Raw genomic sequence first — 17,443 nt, 5'->3', positions numbered from 1 at the left:
GATTCATAACGCCTAAGTGCATCTGACTTAGGCGTTATTGCAACTCAACATTTTCTTATAGATATCCAAACGCCCCTCCAAAATAGATAAGCATATTGTTTTATATTTTCTATTGCAGTATTTTTACTTATGAGTACAATGTGCGATAAATTTCTAATGATGATTTATATGCTTTGATTAACCACCATACCGTCGATTTTAAAAAGGCTTTCTTAGGCCTGACCGCCAGTTTTTTAGTAGTTTTGAGCTTGTTGCTCGTTGATTCAGCGGAAGAATCAGATAAACAGTATGGAATGGAAAACCAAGGCGTAACACGCTCTTTAGCGGAGCTCACACAGATCATAAATGCGCTTGAGTACAACATCACTGCGCTTTATCCACTGCATGGGGATACCTACGTATTCTCGCATGACAAAAAGATCGAGGGTGAGACGTGTTACTTCACCAGTGAGGAGCAACATGCCCCTCGTTTTGATTTTATGTTCTCTGGCCCTCGCGAGATGTGCAACCCGGAATCGGACCTTTATACCGAAGCGGGTAAGCGCCTGTTCATCGCGCCGACCATGGCTTATTTTGCCAATACCATAGATACCATCTCTGCGATTTACTTCATTTCAAAAGAGAAATTCATTATCTCTTCGCCTTCTGATTTTGCCAGTTACATCAAGGGCGACACCTTTGATTCGGTTGTGAATAGCAGGCCTTATTGGGTGAATACGATTCGCTTTGGCTTAGCTCAAGGGCAAGACCAAGTGGTGTATACCGGCCAATATGATGACTACCTGACAGGTCAGAAAGTGGTGACCTTAACCAAAGGAATCTACGTTAATGGCGAATTTAAAGGGGTGTTGGGTGTCGATGGCTATGTCTCTAACCTAGTCTCAAACCCTACCCATGGCTACAAAGTCACCAGTACGCGAGGCACAAACAAATATGGGTTTATGGACTTTACTTATTCCAAACCTCTGTATGTTGATGACATTGACACCCAGTTATATCTGAGTATTGAAGAAGATAAGAGCGAGCACTTTCTGCATGTATTGGAGATGGAGAAGATTCAGCTTTCGATACTGTTGGTTTTGTATCTGCTCTCGGTTTTATGGCTATGGCGCTTCTATACAAGACAAGAGCACCAGCGTTTAAATGAGCTAGCAATGCGCGACCCATTAACGGGCTTGCTGAATCGACGTGGTTTTGAGGCTCGATTACTGGCGCAAGATGAAGAGCCGATTATTGGTGTTGGCGTGTTTGATATCGATGATTTCAAAGTCGTTAATGATCAGCATGGCCATAAAGTGGGGGACGAGGTGATTTGCCATGTTGCTCGGTTGATGCTGAACAGCGTTAGACAGCAAGATATCGTGGCTCGATTTGGTGGCGAAGAGTTTGTTGTCGCGATTACGGGTGAATCGTCTGAGTTGCTTTCATCGATCTTTGAGCGAATTCAAAACGACATTAGCCTACAGAGTTATCGATGCCCTACGGGTGACAAGATTAGTATCTCAGTGTCTGGTGGCGCGACGCTTTACTCTTTGTATAAGTTCGACAGCGTAGGGCACTTGTGGGAAAACCAGAGTATTCGTTCGTCTGATGAGCAGCTCTATAAGGCAAAGGCTGCGGGTAAGAATCAGGTGTGTATTCAGGTGTATTAAGTTCTCCCAAAATAATGCGAAGCCTAGTCGTTTGACTAGGCTTCTTTGTATCATTGGCATTACCACTAAGGCTATCAAGTGCTGCGCTATTTCTTCACGCGACCTTTTCGCATCCACTTTTGGTGAACGCCACGACGTAAGCTTTGGAAGCTGTTTTCCACTTTATCGACACCAAGCAGAATCACTAGCGCCATTAGCGTGATAATGACCGATTGGGAAAGATGCCCTAGTGCGATCATCATACCTAATGCTGCGAGTACCCAGATAATTGCGGCTGAAGTCACGCCATGAATCTTGCCATCCAGTGTCATCATTACACCTGCCCCAAGAAATCCAACACCCGTAATTATCTGACCAAGCACACGAGCTTGATCGAGTGTGTTGGGGGATAGGCTGATCGCCATGGTGAGGAAGAAATAGGTACCACTGATGATCAGAATCGACGTTCGGATTCCGACGGGTTTACCACGTGTTTGCCTTTCGATTCCGATTAAAGAACCACACAGCATGCATGCAGCGAGGCCTGCCCAGCTAAAGGGGGCAAGGTTGAGAGTTTGTTCTATAAATTGTGACATATCACCCCTCCTAAAAATTTAGAATAGAGCCGAGTATGCTAATAATAGACCGGACGATCGAACAAAAACTTTTTGTCTTAACGATTGATAAAGATGACGTAAAGTCTAGCAGCCGCTTGTTGTTAAGGTGAAGGCTGGTGTCGTGGTCTCTGTCGCTTCTTGGTACTCAATACGATAAGAAGCGACCATTGCTCTAGATAGAGTTATTCAATATGTAGGTCGAGTGGTGTCTTACTAGTGCGGCCGCCAATCTCACGGGTTAACTTAGGTACTAGGTAGCCAGAAACCTCAGAGATTAATCCTTTAAAGTGATGCTTCGCCTCTTCATCTGAAATATAGAAGTGCGCTGCGCCCTGAACCTTATCAAGTACATGCATATAGTAAGGTAAAATACCGGCGTCGAATAGCTTTTCGCTTAATTCTTTCAATGATTTAGCGCTGTTGTTTACGCCTTTAAGCATCACGCCTTGGTTGAGCAGAGTAGCACCACTTAACTTAAGCTTGTGGAAGGCTTGTTTGAGCTCTAAGTTGATTTCGTTAGCATGGTTAATGTGGCTCACCATCACCACATTAAGGCGAGTTTGAGCTAACAATTGACATAGTTCATCCGTTACTCGAGCGGGAATCACAACCGGTAATCGGCTATGAATTCGAACTGTTTTCACATGTGGAATTTGTGCGATAGCATGAATTAGCCACTCTAGTTCGCTGTCTTTTGCCATCAGTGGATCGCCACCCGACAAGATAACTTCGTTGATCTCTGGGTGAGCAGCCACATAGTCGAGACTGGTTTGCCAAACAGACTTCGAGCCCTTGTTATCTTGGTAAGGGAAGTGACGACGGAAGCAGTAGCGGCAGTTAATCGCACAACCGCCTTTCACAATCATCAGTGCACGGTTCTTGTATTTGTGCAGTAGCCCAGGAATGGCGTTGTCTTGCTCTTCCAGTGGATCAGCGGAATAGCCTTGGTGTACCTCAAACTCTTCGCTTAGCGGTAAAATTTGTCGTAGCAATGGATCGTGTGGGTTGCCTTTTTCCATTCGTTCGACAAAGCTAAGAGGTACCCGAAGTGCAAATAACTCACGAGCAGCGAAGCCTGCTTGCCATGGTGTTGGGTCTATTTCCAATGCCTCAAGCAGTTTTGTCGGGTCAGAGATCGCATTCGATAGTTGTTTGAGCCAGTTTTGCTCAACAGATTCGACTTTTCGGGTTATGATATGCGGCATTGAAATTAACTCAAAGATGTGGAAGAGAAAATCATGGCGTCAGTAAGCACCAATGAATTCAAAGGCGGTTTAAAATTCATGATGGATAACGAGCCTTGCTCAATTATCGAAAATGAATACGTTAAGCCAGGTAAAGGCCAAGCGTTTAACCGTGTTAAACTTCGTAAACTGCTGTCAGGCAAAGTGTTAGAGAAAACATTTAAGTCAGGCGATACAGTAGAACTAGCGGACGTTGTAGACGTTGAATTAGGCTACCTATACAGCGATGGCGAATTCTACCACTTCATGAACAACGAAACATTCGAGCAAATCGCTGCTGATGCAAAAGCAGTAGGCGAGACTTCTAAATGGTTAGTTGAAAACGACGTATGTACTCTAACGTTGTGGAATGATAACCCTATCACAGTAACTCCACCAAACTTTGTTGAGATCGCAGTAACAGAAACCGATCCTGGCCTTAAGGGCGACACACAAGGTACTGGCGGTAAGCCTGCAACTCTAGCAACAGGCGCGGTAGTTCGCGTACCTCTATTCATCGCTATCGGTGAAGTTGTTAAAGTTGATACTCGTACTGGCGAATACGTTGGTCGTGTGAAGTAATTGACTTCAAGTATCTGAAAAAGGTCGCTTAGGCGGCCTTTTTTGTATCTGGAGATCGGGGAAAAGCAGAAGAGCAGACACGCGTAAACGAGATTCGGGATGCGAGATACGAAGAGCTGGAAGAGCAGATATGTGTGAACGAGATGCGAGATACGAAAAGCAGGAAGATCAGAGCCGAGTCAGAGAGATAAGATATTCAACAAATAACAAAAAAGCAGAGCTGGATAACCTAGCTCTGCTTTCGTTTTTCTGCTCTTAAGCTCTTCGATACTCGATTACTCGAATCCCGTATCTGCTTTTAGATCATAAAGATGAAAATAACAGACAACGCGCTGATTAGGCCTGCAATGAAGTAGCAACCCACTTTACCCGCAACGCCGACATGGAACTTAAGGTCGTGCATGCCGTGGTGAAGACGGTGCATTGCATGCCACATTGGCAGTGCCAGCGTACCGATGATGAATAGCGCACCGATAATGCTGGTGGCGAATTCAGACACACGCTCGTAGCTCATTGCGTCAGCATCAATGATGCCCATTGGCACTAAGATACCTAACACTAGAATCGTGATTGGTGTGATCATCGCGAACCAAGTACCGCCAGCGCCAAATAGGCCCCACCAGATTGGCTCATCAGAGCGTTGTGGGTTGTGGTTAACAGGTGTTACTTTGTAATTTGTGTTCATAACGAAAGCTCCTTACACCACAACAAGAACGATTAAAGAAATAAAAGCCACCGCTGCCCACTGGGTCAGTACGATGATTTTTTTATCAACCAATTTGCCTTTAAGACGGATTGGCATTACTTGAGGCATCATGCTGAAGAAGGTTTGAGCGTGCAGCAAGCTGCCTAGCAGTGCCACGATGTTGATACCAACGACGATAGGGTTAGCCATAAAGCTCAACCAACCAGCCCAAGCTTCAGGCCCTTTCACTAGTGCACCCAAACCGAAGGTTAGGAACAGAGTGAATAGAATCAAAGGCAGTACAGTCGCTTCACGTAGCATGTAGAAGCGGTAGAACGGATGGTTGCTCCACCACGTTCTCTTCATCTCACGAACATAAGGCTTACGATTGCTCATATTATGCCTCCTCTGCTGTTTTTACTTGCGATCCGTCTGGCTTGAACATCGAGATAACGAAGTCCATTGAAGACTCAACTTTACCTTGGTTTACTGCAGCCGCTGGGTCTACTTTCTTCGGACAAACGTCAGAACAGTAACCTACAAACGTACAGCCCCAAGCGCCGTTGTCGCCATTGATAAGCTTCATGCGCTCAGCTTTACCATTGTCACGGCTATCTAGGTTGTATCGGTGAGCAAGAGCAAGTGCCGCAGGGCCGATGAACTCAGGGTTTAGACCAAACTGAGGACATGCTGCGTAACACAAACCACAGTTGATGCAGCCAGCGAACTGTTTGTATTTCGCCATTTGCTCTGGAGTTTGGATGTTCGTGCCGTCTTCTGGCTTACGGTCGTTACCAATGATGTAAGGCTTGATCGCTTCAAGGCGCTCGATGAACGGCGTCATGTCGACAATCAAATCTTTTTCGATTGGGAAGTTAGCCAAAGGCTCAATCTTGAAGCCATTCGGGTAATCACGTAAGAAGCTCTTACATGCCAGTTTTGGCACGCCATCAACCATGATGCCGCAAGAACCACAAATCGCCATACGACAAGACCAACGGTAAGACAGGTCTTTATCTAGGTTATCTTTGATGTAACCAATCGCATCAAGTACCGACATGGTTTCATCAAACGGAACTTCAAAGGTTTGAAAGTGAGGTTCTGCATCGTGCTCAGGGTCATAACGCAGGATTTCAATTTTTTGGATTCGATTCGCTGACATTATGCTTGCTCCTCTTCGCTCTTCTTCGCATTCTCTTCTGCTGCTTTTTCAGCGGCAGCGGCTTTCTCTGCAGCTTCACCGTACAGACGAGCTTTAGGTTGAGATTTAGTAATCTTAACGCCGCTGTAGTCGATGGTTGGTGCTGCATCTTCGTTGTAGAAAGATAGAGAGTGTTTCAGGAAGTTCACGTCATCACGTTCTGTGCAGTTGTCGTCTAGACGTTGGTGTGCACCGCGAGACTCTTTACGAAGAATCGCTGAGTGGACCATCGCTTCTGCAACTTCAAGGCCGTAACCCACCTCGATAGCGTAAAGTAGGTCAGTGTTGAACACTTTGCCTTTGTCTTTAATGCTGATCTTCTTGTAGCGAGCTTTCAGTTCAGTGATTTTGTCGATGGTCTTTTGCATCAAGTCTTCTTGACGGTAGATACCACAACCCGCTTCCATGGTGTGACCCATTTCAGTACGGATATCAGCCCAGTTCTCGTCGCCTTCTTGGTTTAGTAGACCTGCGATGCGATCTTCAACCGCTTTCACTTGCTTAGCGATAGACTCTTCGTTCCAGCCTTTGAATTCAGCAGCGCGTTTCACCGCTTCTTCACCAGCAACGCGGCCAAATACCACGAACTCAGCCAGTGAGTTAGAACCTAGGCGGTTTGCACCGTGTAGGCCAACTGAAGCACATTCACCAACGGCGAATAGGCCTTTAATACGAGTTTCACAGGTACCGTTAGTTTCAATACCACCCATGGTGTAGTGAACGGTCGGGCGAATCGGGATCGGCTCTTTTGCTGGGTCTACGTTTACGTACGCTTTTGCAAGCTCACAGATGAACGGTAGACGCTCTTGCAGGTACTCTTCACCAAGGTGGCGAAGGTCAAGGTGCACGACATCACCAAGTGGGTGCTTGATGGTGTTGCCTTTCTGCTGCTCGTGCCAGAATGCTTGAGAAACTTTGTCACGTGGACCCAGTTCCATGTATTTGTTTTTCGGCTCGCCCACTGGAGTTTCAGGGCCCATGCCGTAATCTTGCAGGTAACGGTAGCCGTTCTTGTTGACGATGATACCGCCTTCACCACGACAACCTTCGGTCATCAAGATGCCAGTGCCCGGTAGGCCTGTTGGGTGGTATTGAACGAACTCCATATCACGCAGTGGTACACCGTGGCGATAAGCCATTGCCATACCGTCGCCGGTTACGATGCCGCCGTTGGTATTACAGTGGTAAACACGACCTGCGCCGCCGGTTGCTAGAACAACAGATTTTGCTTTGATGGTAACAAGCTCACCTTCAGACATGTGAATCGCGATTAGGCCTTGTACTTCGCCATCTTCAACGCCGCTCTGGTTTTCTACGAGAAGGTCCACCACAAAGTACTCATCAAATCGTTTGATTGTGTCGTACTTCATCGAAGTCTGGAACAGAGTATGAAGCATGTGGAAGCCGGTTTTATCCGCTGCGAACCACGTTCTCTCTACCTTCATACCGCCGAATCGGCGTACGTTTACTTCACCGTTTTCTTTACGACTCCATGGGCAGCCCCATTGTTCCATTTGGATCATTTCGCGAGTCGAGTTTTCAACAAAGTATTCAACAACATCCTGTTCACATAGCCAGTCGCCACCGCCAACAGTATCGTTGAAGTGGTTATCTAGGCTATCTTCGTCTTTAATTACCGCTGCTGAACCGCCTTCTGCTGCCACCGTGTGCGAACGCATTGGGTAAACTTTAGAAATCAGTGCTACTTCCAGTTCAGGATTAGCTTCAGCTGCTGCAATTGCTGTACGAAGACCAGCGCCGCCTGCGCCGATGACTGCGATATCTGTGGTAATTGTCTTCACAGTTATTCTCCAGTGTGATGCGGAGTATTCCGCTTGTTATTATAAAAAGCATTTAGAGAGTACTTAAACGGCATCAACCGTTTATCACCCCTAAGCCTTAAGTGGTAGGTTCAGTGTAAGAGAGGAAGGTATTCGAAAAGTTGATGCATTTGGGTTTTTAGGTCGGTAGTGCATATGGAGGCATAGAAATTATAGGTTATGTGACTGCAATCACGGCAATGAATCGTTGATAACGATTAACCCACAAGACTTGTGTTAACGGCTTGTTGAGTATGATTTTTGTTATCAATGTGGATGTGAAAGCTGTATTGATAATTGTATTGTAGAACGTAATTTTCTGGCTTCATTAAAGCAACATTTTGCTTCCATCTATAGAAAGATAGAAGCTTACAAAAGAGGCGAAAGGTGGTAATTTCCGTCGCCTAGAATTCAGTAATATGGAACTTAATAATGCACTCAACATGGCAACCAGCCGCAACCATTAAGCAGTTAAAGCAACGTGCTGATATCCTTAATCAAATCCGTCAGTTCTTTGCTGAGCGAAACGTGATGGAAGTGGATACGCCTGCGATGAGCCACGCCACGGTGACGGACGTGCATTTGCATACTTTCAAAACTGAATTCGTAGGGCCGGGTTATGCGCACGGTCAGCCTCTGTTCTTTATGACTAGCCCTGAGTTTCATATGAAACGTCTATTAGCGGCGGGCAGTGGCTGTATTTACCAAATTTGTAAGTCTTTCCGTAACGAAGAAAATGGCCGTTACCACAACCCTGAGTTCACCATGTTGGAGTGGTATCGCGTTGGCTTTGATCACCATGACCTGATGGATGAAATGGATTTGCTGTTACAGCAGGTACTTAAATCGGGCTCAGCAGAGCGAATGACTTACCAACAAGCCTTTATTGACGTGTTAGGTGTGTGTCCCCTGGAAGATTCGATGGCTACGCTAAAGCAAGCCGCAGCAAAACTTGGGCTCAGCGATATAGCTGACCCTGAAGAAGATCGTGATACCTTGCTGCAGTTGCTGTTTAGTATTGGGGTTGAAGCCAAAATAGGGCAACAAGTCCCTGCGTTTGTTTATGACTTTCCGGCTTCACAAGCGGCATTAGCCAAGATTAACCCGAATGACTCGCGAGTGGCGGATCGCTTTGAGGTGTACTTTAAAGGGATTGAATTGGCAAACGGCTTCCATGAATTAGATAAGCCACAAGAGCAGCTCAAGCGCTTTGAAGATGACAATGCCAAACGTATTGAGATGGGCTTATCGCCTCAACCGATTGACCATCACTTGATTGAGGCATTAAAAGTGGGCTTACCAGACTGTGCGGGTGTTGCTTTAGGTATTGATCGTCTGATCATGCTGGCGTTAGGTTATGACCACATCGATGACGTGACGGCTTTTCCTTTCCCACGTTCTTAACTTTTTGCTTTTGTTTTTACTGAGAGTGAATAGTCATTAGCTATTCACTCTCAGTTTCCAATCAGCTGCCAATTAACTTCACTAGCTAGCTGACTAGAATACCAGTACCCACTACGGCAACAATGGCACCGATCCAAGCGTAGGCATTTGGTCTCTGTTTGGTGTACAGCCAAAGTATTGGTAACAACATGATAGGTGTGGTTGAAGACAACAGAGCAACCATGCCGACATTTCCTTCTTGCAGTGCATACAAGATCAGCGTCATTCCCACCGCCATCGCTAAAAATCCGTTCACTGCGGTAATCGCAAATATTTGACCATTCATCGGGTTGATTGCGCGTGAGAGCTTAGCGCCAGTTAGACGAAATGCGGAGTGAGCAACAAAAGCGGTAATCATACGAATCGCTGAAGCGGCAACAGGGTCTATGCTGGTTTGCATCACGGGTTTTGCAATAATACCGCCCAAGGCTTGGCAAATAGCGGCAGTGATTCCGAGAGCTACACCAATCCACACGGTGCCCTTGATGGTTTCGAGTTGGTTGTTGGCTTGTCCTCGACGACCAAAGAATATCGCGGTTAAAACGCCGCTAAACACCAAAGCCGAGCCAATCAGCTCCACCGAAGTCATGCTTTCGCTAAATAGGAAGTAACCAAGAATTGCCGAGAACACGGCGTGACAAGAGAACAGCAAACCTGCTTGGCGCGGTCCCATTCTGTTCAAACAAGCAAATAGGGCGGTATCACCAATGAAGATGCCAATTAGCCCAGACAGCATCATCGGCGTGACGAGGTCTGCTTCGACCGTTGACCAGCCACCAGTAAACCAAGCCATGCTCGATAAGATGATAGCAGTGCAACCCATGCGCCAACGGCTATAGGCGAAAGAACCTAAGTGTTGAGCAGGCTTTACTGACATCAGGCTCGCGATAGCCCAAAGAAAAGCGGCAGCAAGAGCCAACCATTCGAATCCCATCTGAATAACATCCTTGTGTCTGGGATAAATTAGCTCATCAATATGCATTAAACCGGACTGAGAACAAAGTGATTCTTGTGAAAAGAGTCACTTTGTTTCAGTTATCGGTTTACGTCACCGGCCGCTCGATGGTGAGGTTTAACTTATGTTGCTTGAGATGAGTTATACCTTAAAGCGCTCCACATCTCGGCGCATCGACTCGGCAGCGTTACTCATTTCATTTGAGCTATTGCGGCTGCTTTCAGCTTGTTGTGCAAGATCGTCGGAGGCATCCTTGATTCCTTGCGTATTACGACTGATGTCTTCGCTTACTGCGCGTTGCTCTTCTGCAGCACTCGCTATTTGCAGCGCCATATCGTTGATTTCAGTGATCGCTTGGGTGATTTTAGAGAGGCTGCCATGAGCTTGCTCTGCGAAGCCAACGCTGTTCTCTGCCAGTTGGGTGCTGGTGGTCATGCTTTCAACGGCATGTTCGGTATTCTTCTGTAACGTATCAATCATCACGCGGATTTCTTCGGTCGAGCCATGCGTTCTTTGGCTAAGCACTCGCACTTCATCGGCGACAACCGCAAACCCACGACCTTGTTCACCTGCACGAGCCGCTTCAATTGCAGCATTTAATGCCAATAGATTGGTTTGTTCGGCAATGCCTTGAATGGTGGACAGGATCTGGTTGATGCTTTGCGCGTTGTTTTCCAGCTCTCGGATAACATTGGCAGCGTCTTCCACTTGAGTTGCAAGACCAGTAATCGCATCGCGGTTTTGTTGAATAACCTCTTGGCCATCGTTACACGCGGTCGCCGAAGCTTGAGAAGCGGATGCGGTTAATTCTGCATGACTCGCCACCTCTGCTGCGGTCGCTGACATCTCATGAATCGCGGTCGCTATTTGATTGATATCGTTTTGCTGATTCTCAACTCGAATGGATGATTGGGTCGCCAGTTGATTGGCTTTTTCTGCGTGATTATTTAAATCATGGCTGTGCTCAATAACGCCTTTCAGCATGCTTTGCATCTGGCTTAAGAACTGGTTCACAAGTTCGGCAAGCTTACCGATCTCATCCATGCGTGTGATATCAATGCGTTGAGTGAGGTCACCTCTGCCTTGAGCCAGCTGAGTCAGTGCGTCAGACAAGGTTTGTAGTGGGGAAAGCAGGCGGTTGATCACCACTGTGCTCGCAATCGAAATGACGATATACAAAATCAAAGAAGTAAGAGCGATGAACTGAATCGCGTCAGATACTGCGGAAAACGCCATTTCCTTATCGATAACAATACCCAGTGACCAATCGGTATTCGGGACATTGGCAATGTAGACCATTTTATCCTCTTGGCCAGGCCAAGTTAGCGTAGTGATCATTTGGCCTTGGATCAGTTGTGACACTTTGTTGGCTGTTAGTTCCGGATTCAAACTGGTCAGTGGTTTCTGACTTAGCTCTTCATCACTGTAGGCAACGATGTTGTTGTTACCGTCAACTAAAAACGCAAAGCCATCGTTATCCAGTTTCACGTTGAGTACGGTGTCGATAATGCTGGTTACAGTTAGGTCTGCCGCGAGGACACCTTGTCTTTCACCGTTGAATGCTTTTGCAAAGCTGATGACAATGCTGCCGTCAAAGTCTTGATAAGGTTCAGTAATGACGAGGTCTGATGTTGCGTTGGCATCTTTATACCAAGGGCGGGTGCGTGGGTCGTAGCCTGCTGGCCAATCTTCACCTTTGTCGCCATACGCGATAGTGCCGTCGCTGAATCCGGCATAAACAGACAAGAATTGTCCAGCTTGTTTGGTGATTAGCAACTCGCGGTCAGAGTTACTGTTGCTTGAAATGGTCGGTTCATTAGCAAGCATCATATCGCTGCGAGTCGAGAGCCAATCGGCAATATAATTCGTCGTGCCAGCACTGACATTTCTCATTTCTTGGTTGATCGCGACTTCAGTTTCTTGAGTCAGTTGATTAACCGATATCCAGGCTTGAGCGCCACTCACGACGGCAATAATGACCGCAATTGCGATCTGAATTTTAAATTTAATAGTATGTCTCAAGGTCCATTCCTCTCTGATTAGACAAAACCTAACTACGTTGACGTACTTGATGGTGAATTGGTGTGTCTATGATAGGCGTATAGTGCCGCTGTCTTAAGTTGAATGACTGTGTTTAAAATCATAAATTCTAAATATATTTACTCTGCTTTTTGTAAAACAGTGAAGTAATATCACAGTTACCTATTGATTGAAATGTCAGTTAATTGCTTGAGGTGGAGTGGTATAGATCGAAAAAAGCGCCAAATTTACATTCAGCGCTTTAGTTAGGATTAAAGGGGAGCGTTAACGCTTACTAGGTGATGATAAACAGGGCGAGGTAAACCATCAGCAAGCCCACAATACCTAAGATGATGCCCATCTTCGCCATGTCTTTGCTTTCGATAAGCCCGGTCGAGTAGGCCAGTGAGTTTGGTGGTGTCGATACTGGCAGAATCATGCCAAGTGACGCAGAGAAGGCGACCACAACCAGCAAGCCTTGCAGACCACCAATCGCAACTAGGCTTTCCATGGAAGCACCAATTGCAGCGGCTATCGGCATCAGCAAGTTGGCCGTCGCAGTGTTTGACATGAAGTTCGCCATTAACCAACACACGATAGACAATGTCAGTACCACAGCTGCAGGTGAGAGCGATTCATAGTCAATTGCGTGTGCGAGTGCAGCGGCTAAGCCTGTTTTATCTAAGCCAATACCAATCGCAATACCACCTGCGACCAGCCACAACACATCCCAGTTAATCAGCTTGAGTTCTTCTTTGCCCATGATGCCAGTGAGCGTAAACACAGCCAGTGGAATGATAGACACGACATAGGTGTTCATGCCGTGCAGTTTGGTGGTCATCCACAATAAGATTGTCGCAGCGAAGGTGATGTAAACCACAATCGCTCGCCAGCTCTTTCTAAATTGTCCATCAAGCTTGAGCACCATGTTTCTTTCTTTAGAAGGGAAGAGTTTTTGTAGAAGAAACCAAGCGATGGTGAGTTGGATGATCACAAAGGGTAAGCCCATCATCATCCAGCTGAGGAAGTCGATGGTATTTTCACCCGTTAGGTATTGCAGCGCGATGGCATTGGGCGGTGTACCGATTGGGGTTGCGATACCGCCAGTATTGGCAGCAATTGGAATACACAACACGAGCGCTTTGATACCCATATCGCCTTTTGGTGCAGATGCCACGATAGGGCCGAGCAGCGCAAGCATCATTACCGTCGTTGCGGTATTTGACATGAACATTGAGAACACGGCGGTGATCAGCATTAAGCCGAGCATAATGAAGCGCGGCTCTGTACCAAATGGTTTGAGAAGCACTCGAGCTAGGTTGTTATCGAGTTCGTACTTGGATGCGGATATCGCAAGAGCAAAGCCACCCATGAAAAGGATGATGATTGGTGATGAAAATGCACCGAAGATGTCGGTATATTTGATTAACTCACCGAGATCGTGCCCCGCTGGTGGATTTCTAAATAGGTGTAAACCTTTGTCAGATATCATCACCAGTTCAAGCGCAATGATCAAAATGGAAGTGGCGAATACCGGAACAGGTTCAAGCACCCACAGCAGGGCTGCTAATAAGAATATCGCCAACAGGCGGTGTTGAATCAGCGTGAGATCATCGATTGGTATTGAATCTATCGGCATGAATAACACGCCTAAGGGAATCGCAAAACAAATCAACAGCTTGACCAGAACGCCAACATTGAGTTTAGGCATGCACAAAGACCCTATAAATAAAATATCTTCAAATAGAGTAAGTTATCTGGATTTCTGGTACTTGGAGACGGGTTGTAAAATCGGAAAGTTGTTTAAGGTTTCGACAGTTGTTTTGTTTTTGGTCAATCTTTTATCTGGGCAATTAGAGACAAGAGTGAGAAGCAGCAGGTGGCTGGGCAGGGTTTGAAAGATTGAGTTGTTAGAGCTTGAGTAGCAAATGAATCGGTAGAGTTAAGAAAAAGGCGCGTTCTTCTCTGAAATAGAAAAAGTAACGCGCCTTGAAAGCTTAAATGAGTTAACTCAAATTGTTAAGCTTGGTCAGTGTTCTCAGCAGAATCGGTAACAACATCGTCATTTGCTTGCGCTTCTTTGCCAGCAATGTGCGCGAAAGGTGTACCAAGAACCGTTTTCTCGCCATTTTGCATAGTGTCGTCAAACTTGATCGCATCTTTAGCGAACAGGTTGATAACGGTTGAACCAAGCTTAAAGCGGCCCATCTCTTCGCCTTTCTTCAAGATGATTGCTTTGTCACCTTGTGCAGGGTAATCCCATTTGTAAACCGAGTTACCACGAGGTGGGGTGATGGTACCTGCCCATACTTGCTCGATGCTACCTACGATCGTTGCGCCAACCAGCACTTGTGCCATTGGGCCAAATTCCGTATCGAAGATACAAACGACACGCTCATTACGTGCGAATAGGTTTGGAACGTTTTCTGCCGTTAACGGGTTAACTGAGAAAAGGTCACCTGGAACGTAGATCATCTGGCGCAGTGTGCCGTCGCATGGCATGTGCACGCGGTGGTAATCACTTGGAGACAGGTAAAGCGTTGCGAATTCACCGTCTTTAAATTCATCCGCTAGCGCAGCATCACCACCCAATAGCTCGCGAGCTGAGTAGTTATGGCCTTTCGCTTGAATCAGTTGACCGTCAGTAATTGGGCCAAATTGGCTCACACGTGCATCTGCAGGGTGAACAATAACAGACTCACCTTCAGCGATAGGACGCATGCCTTCTTTCAATTCACGCACGAAGAATTCATTGAATGTTTTAAAGTGTTTTGGATCGCTATGCAGAGCTTCATCCATGTTCACTTTGTATTGCTTGATGAACCAGTTGATGATCGCTGTCGTTAAGCCGCCCGCTTTAGCAGACGCAAGTTTGCCGATTAGGCGAGTTAATCCATGTTGTGGAATCCAGTACTGCAATCCAACTTTAATCTTATCCATTGTATTAATTTTCCAATGCTAATTGTTTTTCAATTAAATCTGTCGATGACGGTTTAGGGCGCGAGATGTTACTTAAATTCGCGCCAATTGTCAGTAAATGCACACATTTGTTCACAAAAACGCGATTAGAGATCGGCTTTTTTGTTGCGTGAATACTGACGGTTATCTTTGTTACTCGCCATGCTTTCAATGATGCGGTGGTAGTTGTCGAAACGTAATCGACTGATCTTTCCGTTTTCTACCGCTTCGCGCAGGATGCAGCCTGGGTCATCAATGTGTTTACAGTCACGGAACTTACAACCGCCAAGGTAAGGCTTGAACTCGATAAAGGCTTCAGTGATTTCGTCGGCCTCTAGGTGCCATAGGCCGAATTCACGCACTCCTGGTGAATCAATCAGATCACCACCAGAAGGGAAGTGGTATAAACGAGCTGCCGTGGTTGTGTGCTGACCAAGACCTGAGTTCTCAGAGACTTCGCCTTCTTCAATGTCTAGCGTAGGCATTAATGCATTCACTAGGCTTGATTTACCCACACCCGATTGACCAACAAAGATGTTGATACGGTCTTTGAGTTCAGCTTCCAGCTCTTTGATGCCGTAGCCAGACTCTTTACTCACGAACATCACTTTATAGCCGATCTTCTCGTACTCTTTAAGTGTTTCACGGTATTCAGCAATCTGCTCATCAGTCAGTAGATCGACCTTGTTCAGTACAACAAGCGGCGCGATGTTTACCGTTTCTGAAGCAATTAGGTAACGGTCGATAATATTAAGTGATAGCTCTGGTAGCACAGCCGATACGATAACCATTTGGTCGACGTTCGCAGCTACTGGCTTTAGGCCATCGTAGTAATCAGGGCGAGTCAGCATTGAAGTTCTCGGCTCAACCGCTTCCACAACGCCAGAAATACCGGCCATTGATTCTAAGCCTGCGCGCCAAGTCACTCGGTCACCAGAAACTAAAGTCTCGATACTACGGCGTAAGTTACAACGATGAACTTCGTTAGTTTCAAGATCTTCGATATCAGCATGTTGGCCAAAGCGCGTAATCACGAGTCCGCTTTTGGTTCCGCCAAGCATGTTCTCATCCCATTGGATAGAATCTTCTTTCTTGAGTCGCTTGTTCTGGTTGCTACGTACACGACGTACTTGACCTTTGGTTAACTTCTTTTTTTTAGCCACAATTTTTCACTTAACACATCTAACTTGATGATTGGGGACTCAAACAGGATGTTGCTGGTACCACGTGATTTCGATGGTCCTAAAGCTAGTTTGAGTATAGTTATTTGGGTATAGTACCTCTTTTACACATAAACAAATAGGCGACGCCTTATGTCCTTTAGCGATCAGAACCTTATTTGGGTTGATCTAGAGATGACAGGACTTGATCCTGAAACTCATAAAATCATTGAAATTGCTACTATCGTTACTGATAGTGAGCTTAACATCCTGGCTGAAGGACCTGTTTTGGCTATTCACCAACCTCAGAGTGAATTGGACAAGATGGACGAGTGGTGCACAACGACGCACACTGGCAGCGGCCTTGTGAAGCGAATTCAAGAAAGTACGGTTTCAGAGCAAGATGCCATCCAACAAACTATTGAGTTTCTTGAAAAATGGGTACCAAAAGGTAAGTCACCAATTTGTGGCAACAGCATTGGTCAAGACCGCCGTTTCCTATACAAGCACATGCCAGAGTTAGAAGAGTACTTCCACTACCGCTATGTTGACGTAAGCACTCTGAAAGAGCTGACTCGTCGTTGGAAACCTGAAGTGTTAGATGGTTTTTCTAAGTCGGGAAGTCACCTTGCGTTAGACGATATTCGAGAGTCGATCGCCGAGCTGCAGTACTACCGAAAAACGATTATTAACATCTAGTCGAATAAAATGATCACGTTTATCTAACTTTTCAGGGACATAAGAGCCGTTTTTTTTGCAAATCTGTGTGCTTTTGCAGCAGTTGAGTAAAAAGTTTCGTAATTTTGCATTAAGGACTTGCATCACAAAAAAATGCTCTTATAATTCGCAGCCCTGAACGGAGAAAGACGTTTTCAGATTGCGATACTAGCTCAGTTGGTAGAGCGCAACCTTGCCAAGGTTGAGGTCATCGGTTCGAACCCGATGTATCGCTCCAATTTGTAGGTTACGGCGAAAGCGGTAATCGAAAGGTGAAAGACCTTTTATAATGCGATACTAGCTCAGTTGGTAGAGCGCAACCTTGCCAAGGTTGAGGTCATCGGTTCGAACCCGATGTATCGCTCCAAATTCTATTCTTAGAGCTTTGCTCAGAATGAAAATGGTTTAGTCTCATTGTCTTAAACAATGCAT

The 17,443-nt window shown here is 46.0% G+C and carries 15 protein-coding genes and 2 tRNA genes; 6 read left to right on the top strand and 11 right to left on the bottom strand.

What is annotated here, in order from left to right; all coding sequences use genetic code 11:
* The first annotated feature begins 173 nt into the window (after positions 1 to 173).
* Complete coding sequence (locus AB4503_RS13940; protein WP_372115132.1) at positions 174 to 1,652, top strand: diguanylate cyclase; 1,479 nt, start codon at positions 174 to 176, stop codon at positions 1,650 to 1,652.
* A gap of 86 nt (positions 1,653 to 1,738) precedes the next feature.
* Here AB4503_RS13940 and AB4503_RS13935 read toward each other — a convergent pair whose 3' ends face one another.
* Together AB4503_RS13935 and epmB are read right to left on the bottom strand one after the other, a co-directional pair.
* Entirely contained in the window at positions 1,739 to 2,227 is a 489-nt protein-coding gene (locus tag AB4503_RS13935) for an MgtC/SapB family protein (protein ID WP_004733333.1), read from the bottom strand.
* A gap of 203 nt (positions 2,228 to 2,430) precedes the next feature.
* Positions 2,431 to 3,453, bottom strand: a complete 1,023-nt coding sequence (epmB, locus tag AB4503_RS13930; RefSeq protein WP_372115130.1) for an EF-P beta-lysylation protein EpmB — start codon at positions 3,451 to 3,453, stop codon at positions 2,431 to 2,433.
* A 33-nt stretch (positions 3,454 to 3,486) separates the two neighbouring features.
* Between epmB and efp the strand changes: the two genes are divergently transcribed.
* Positions 3,487 to 4,053, top strand: a complete 567-nt coding sequence (gene efp, locus AB4503_RS13925) for an elongation factor P (protein ID WP_017067165.1) — start codon at positions 3,487 to 3,489, stop codon at positions 4,051 to 4,053.
* 298 nt (positions 4,054 to 4,351) lie between these two features.
* Here efp and frdD read toward each other — a convergent pair whose 3' ends face one another.
* Genes frdD through frdA form a run of 4 tightly spaced genes read right to left on the bottom strand, consistent with a single transcriptional unit; the run spans position 4,352 to position 7,741 of the window.
* Positions 4,352 to 4,738, bottom strand: a complete 387-nt coding sequence (frdD, locus tag AB4503_RS13920; RefSeq protein WP_372115128.1) for a fumarate reductase subunit FrdD — start codon at positions 4,736 to 4,738, stop codon at positions 4,352 to 4,354.
* A gap of 12 nt (positions 4,739 to 4,750) precedes the next feature.
* Complete coding sequence (gene frdC, locus AB4503_RS13915) at positions 4,751 to 5,134, bottom strand: fumarate reductase subunit FrdC (protein ID WP_017061300.1); 384 nt, start codon at positions 5,132 to 5,134, stop codon at positions 4,751 to 4,753.
* A gap of 1 nt (position 5,135) precedes the next feature.
* Positions 5,136 to 5,900 carry a succinate dehydrogenase/fumarate reductase iron-sulfur subunit gene (locus AB4503_RS13910; RefSeq protein ID WP_009847917.1) on the bottom strand — a complete coding sequence of 255 codons (765 nt, stop codon included), beginning with the start codon at positions 5,898 to 5,900 and terminating at the stop codon, positions 5,136 to 5,138.
* Entirely contained in the window at positions 5,900 to 7,741 is a 1,842-nt protein-coding gene (gene frdA, locus AB4503_RS13905; protein ID WP_372115126.1) for a fumarate reductase (quinol) flavoprotein subunit, read from the bottom strand. The genes AB4503_RS13910 and frdA overlap by 1 nt, the downstream gene beginning before the upstream one ends.
* Positions 7,742 to 8,191: 450 nt before the next feature.
* Between frdA and epmA the strand changes: the two genes are divergently transcribed.
* A complete protein-coding gene (gene epmA, locus AB4503_RS13900; protein WP_372115125.1) occupies positions 8,192 to 9,163 on the top strand; it encodes an elongation factor P--(R)-beta-lysine ligase in 972 nt (323 codons plus the stop codon).
* Positions 9,164 to 9,248: 85 nt separating this feature from the next.
* Here the strand turns inward: epmA and AB4503_RS13895 are convergent, their stop codons facing one another.
* From AB4503_RS13895 to rsgA, 5 genes are all read right to left on the bottom strand, one after another.
* Entirely contained in the window at positions 9,249 to 10,136 is an 888-nt protein-coding gene (locus tag AB4503_RS13895; protein WP_017071213.1) for a DMT family transporter, read from the bottom strand.
* A 162-nt stretch (positions 10,137 to 10,298) separates the two neighbouring features.
* Positions 10,299 to 12,179, bottom strand: coding sequence for a methyl-accepting chemotaxis protein (locus AB4503_RS13890; RefSeq protein WP_372115123.1), 1,881 nt, complete (start codon positions 12,177 to 12,179; stop codon positions 10,299 to 10,301).
* A gap of 292 nt (positions 12,180 to 12,471) precedes the next feature.
* The gene (locus AB4503_RS13885) at positions 12,472 to 13,887 is read right to left on the bottom strand and encodes a DASS family sodium-coupled anion symporter (protein WP_017061303.1); all 1,416 of its coding nucleotides are present in this window, start codon (positions 13,885 to 13,887) and stop codon (positions 12,472 to 12,474) included.
* Between the two features lie 308 nt (positions 13,888 to 14,195).
* On the bottom strand, positions 14,196 to 15,116 hold the full coding sequence (asd, locus tag AB4503_RS13880) for an archaetidylserine decarboxylase (RefSeq protein ID WP_372115121.1): 921 nt from the start codon (positions 15,114 to 15,116) through the stop codon (positions 14,196 to 14,198).
* 125 nt (positions 15,117 to 15,241) lie between these two features.
* Positions 15,242 to 16,297: a small ribosomal subunit biogenesis GTPase RsgA gene (rsgA, locus tag AB4503_RS13875; RefSeq protein ID WP_017061306.1), complete on the bottom strand. Its 1,056-nt coding sequence runs from the start codon at positions 16,295 to 16,297 to the stop codon at positions 15,242 to 15,244.
* A gap of 150 nt (positions 16,298 to 16,447) precedes the next feature.
* Between rsgA and orn the strand changes: the two genes are divergently transcribed.
* The 3 genes from orn to AB4503_RS13860 all read left to right on the top strand — a co-directional run bounded on the left by orn (position 16,448) and on the right by AB4503_RS13860 (position 17,378).
* Complete coding sequence (gene orn, locus AB4503_RS13870) at positions 16,448 to 16,993, top strand: oligoribonuclease (RefSeq protein ID WP_010434065.1); 546 nt, start codon at positions 16,448 to 16,450, stop codon at positions 16,991 to 16,993.
* A gap of 180 nt (positions 16,994 to 17,173) precedes the next feature.
* A tRNA-Gly gene (locus AB4503_RS13865) sits at positions 17,174 to 17,249 on the top strand.
* 53 nt (positions 17,250 to 17,302) lie between these two features.
* A tRNA-Gly gene (locus tag AB4503_RS13860) sits at positions 17,303 to 17,378 on the top strand.
* The last annotated feature ends 65 nt before the right edge of the window (positions 17,379 to 17,443 follow it).

Source organism: Vibrio sp. 10N.222.55.B11 (assembly GCF_041473705.1).
Lineage (GTDB): Bacteria > Pseudomonadota > Gammaproteobacteria > Enterobacterales > Vibrionaceae > Vibrio > Vibrio crassostreae_C.
This window is presented reverse-complemented; position numbering and strand designations above follow the sequence as displayed.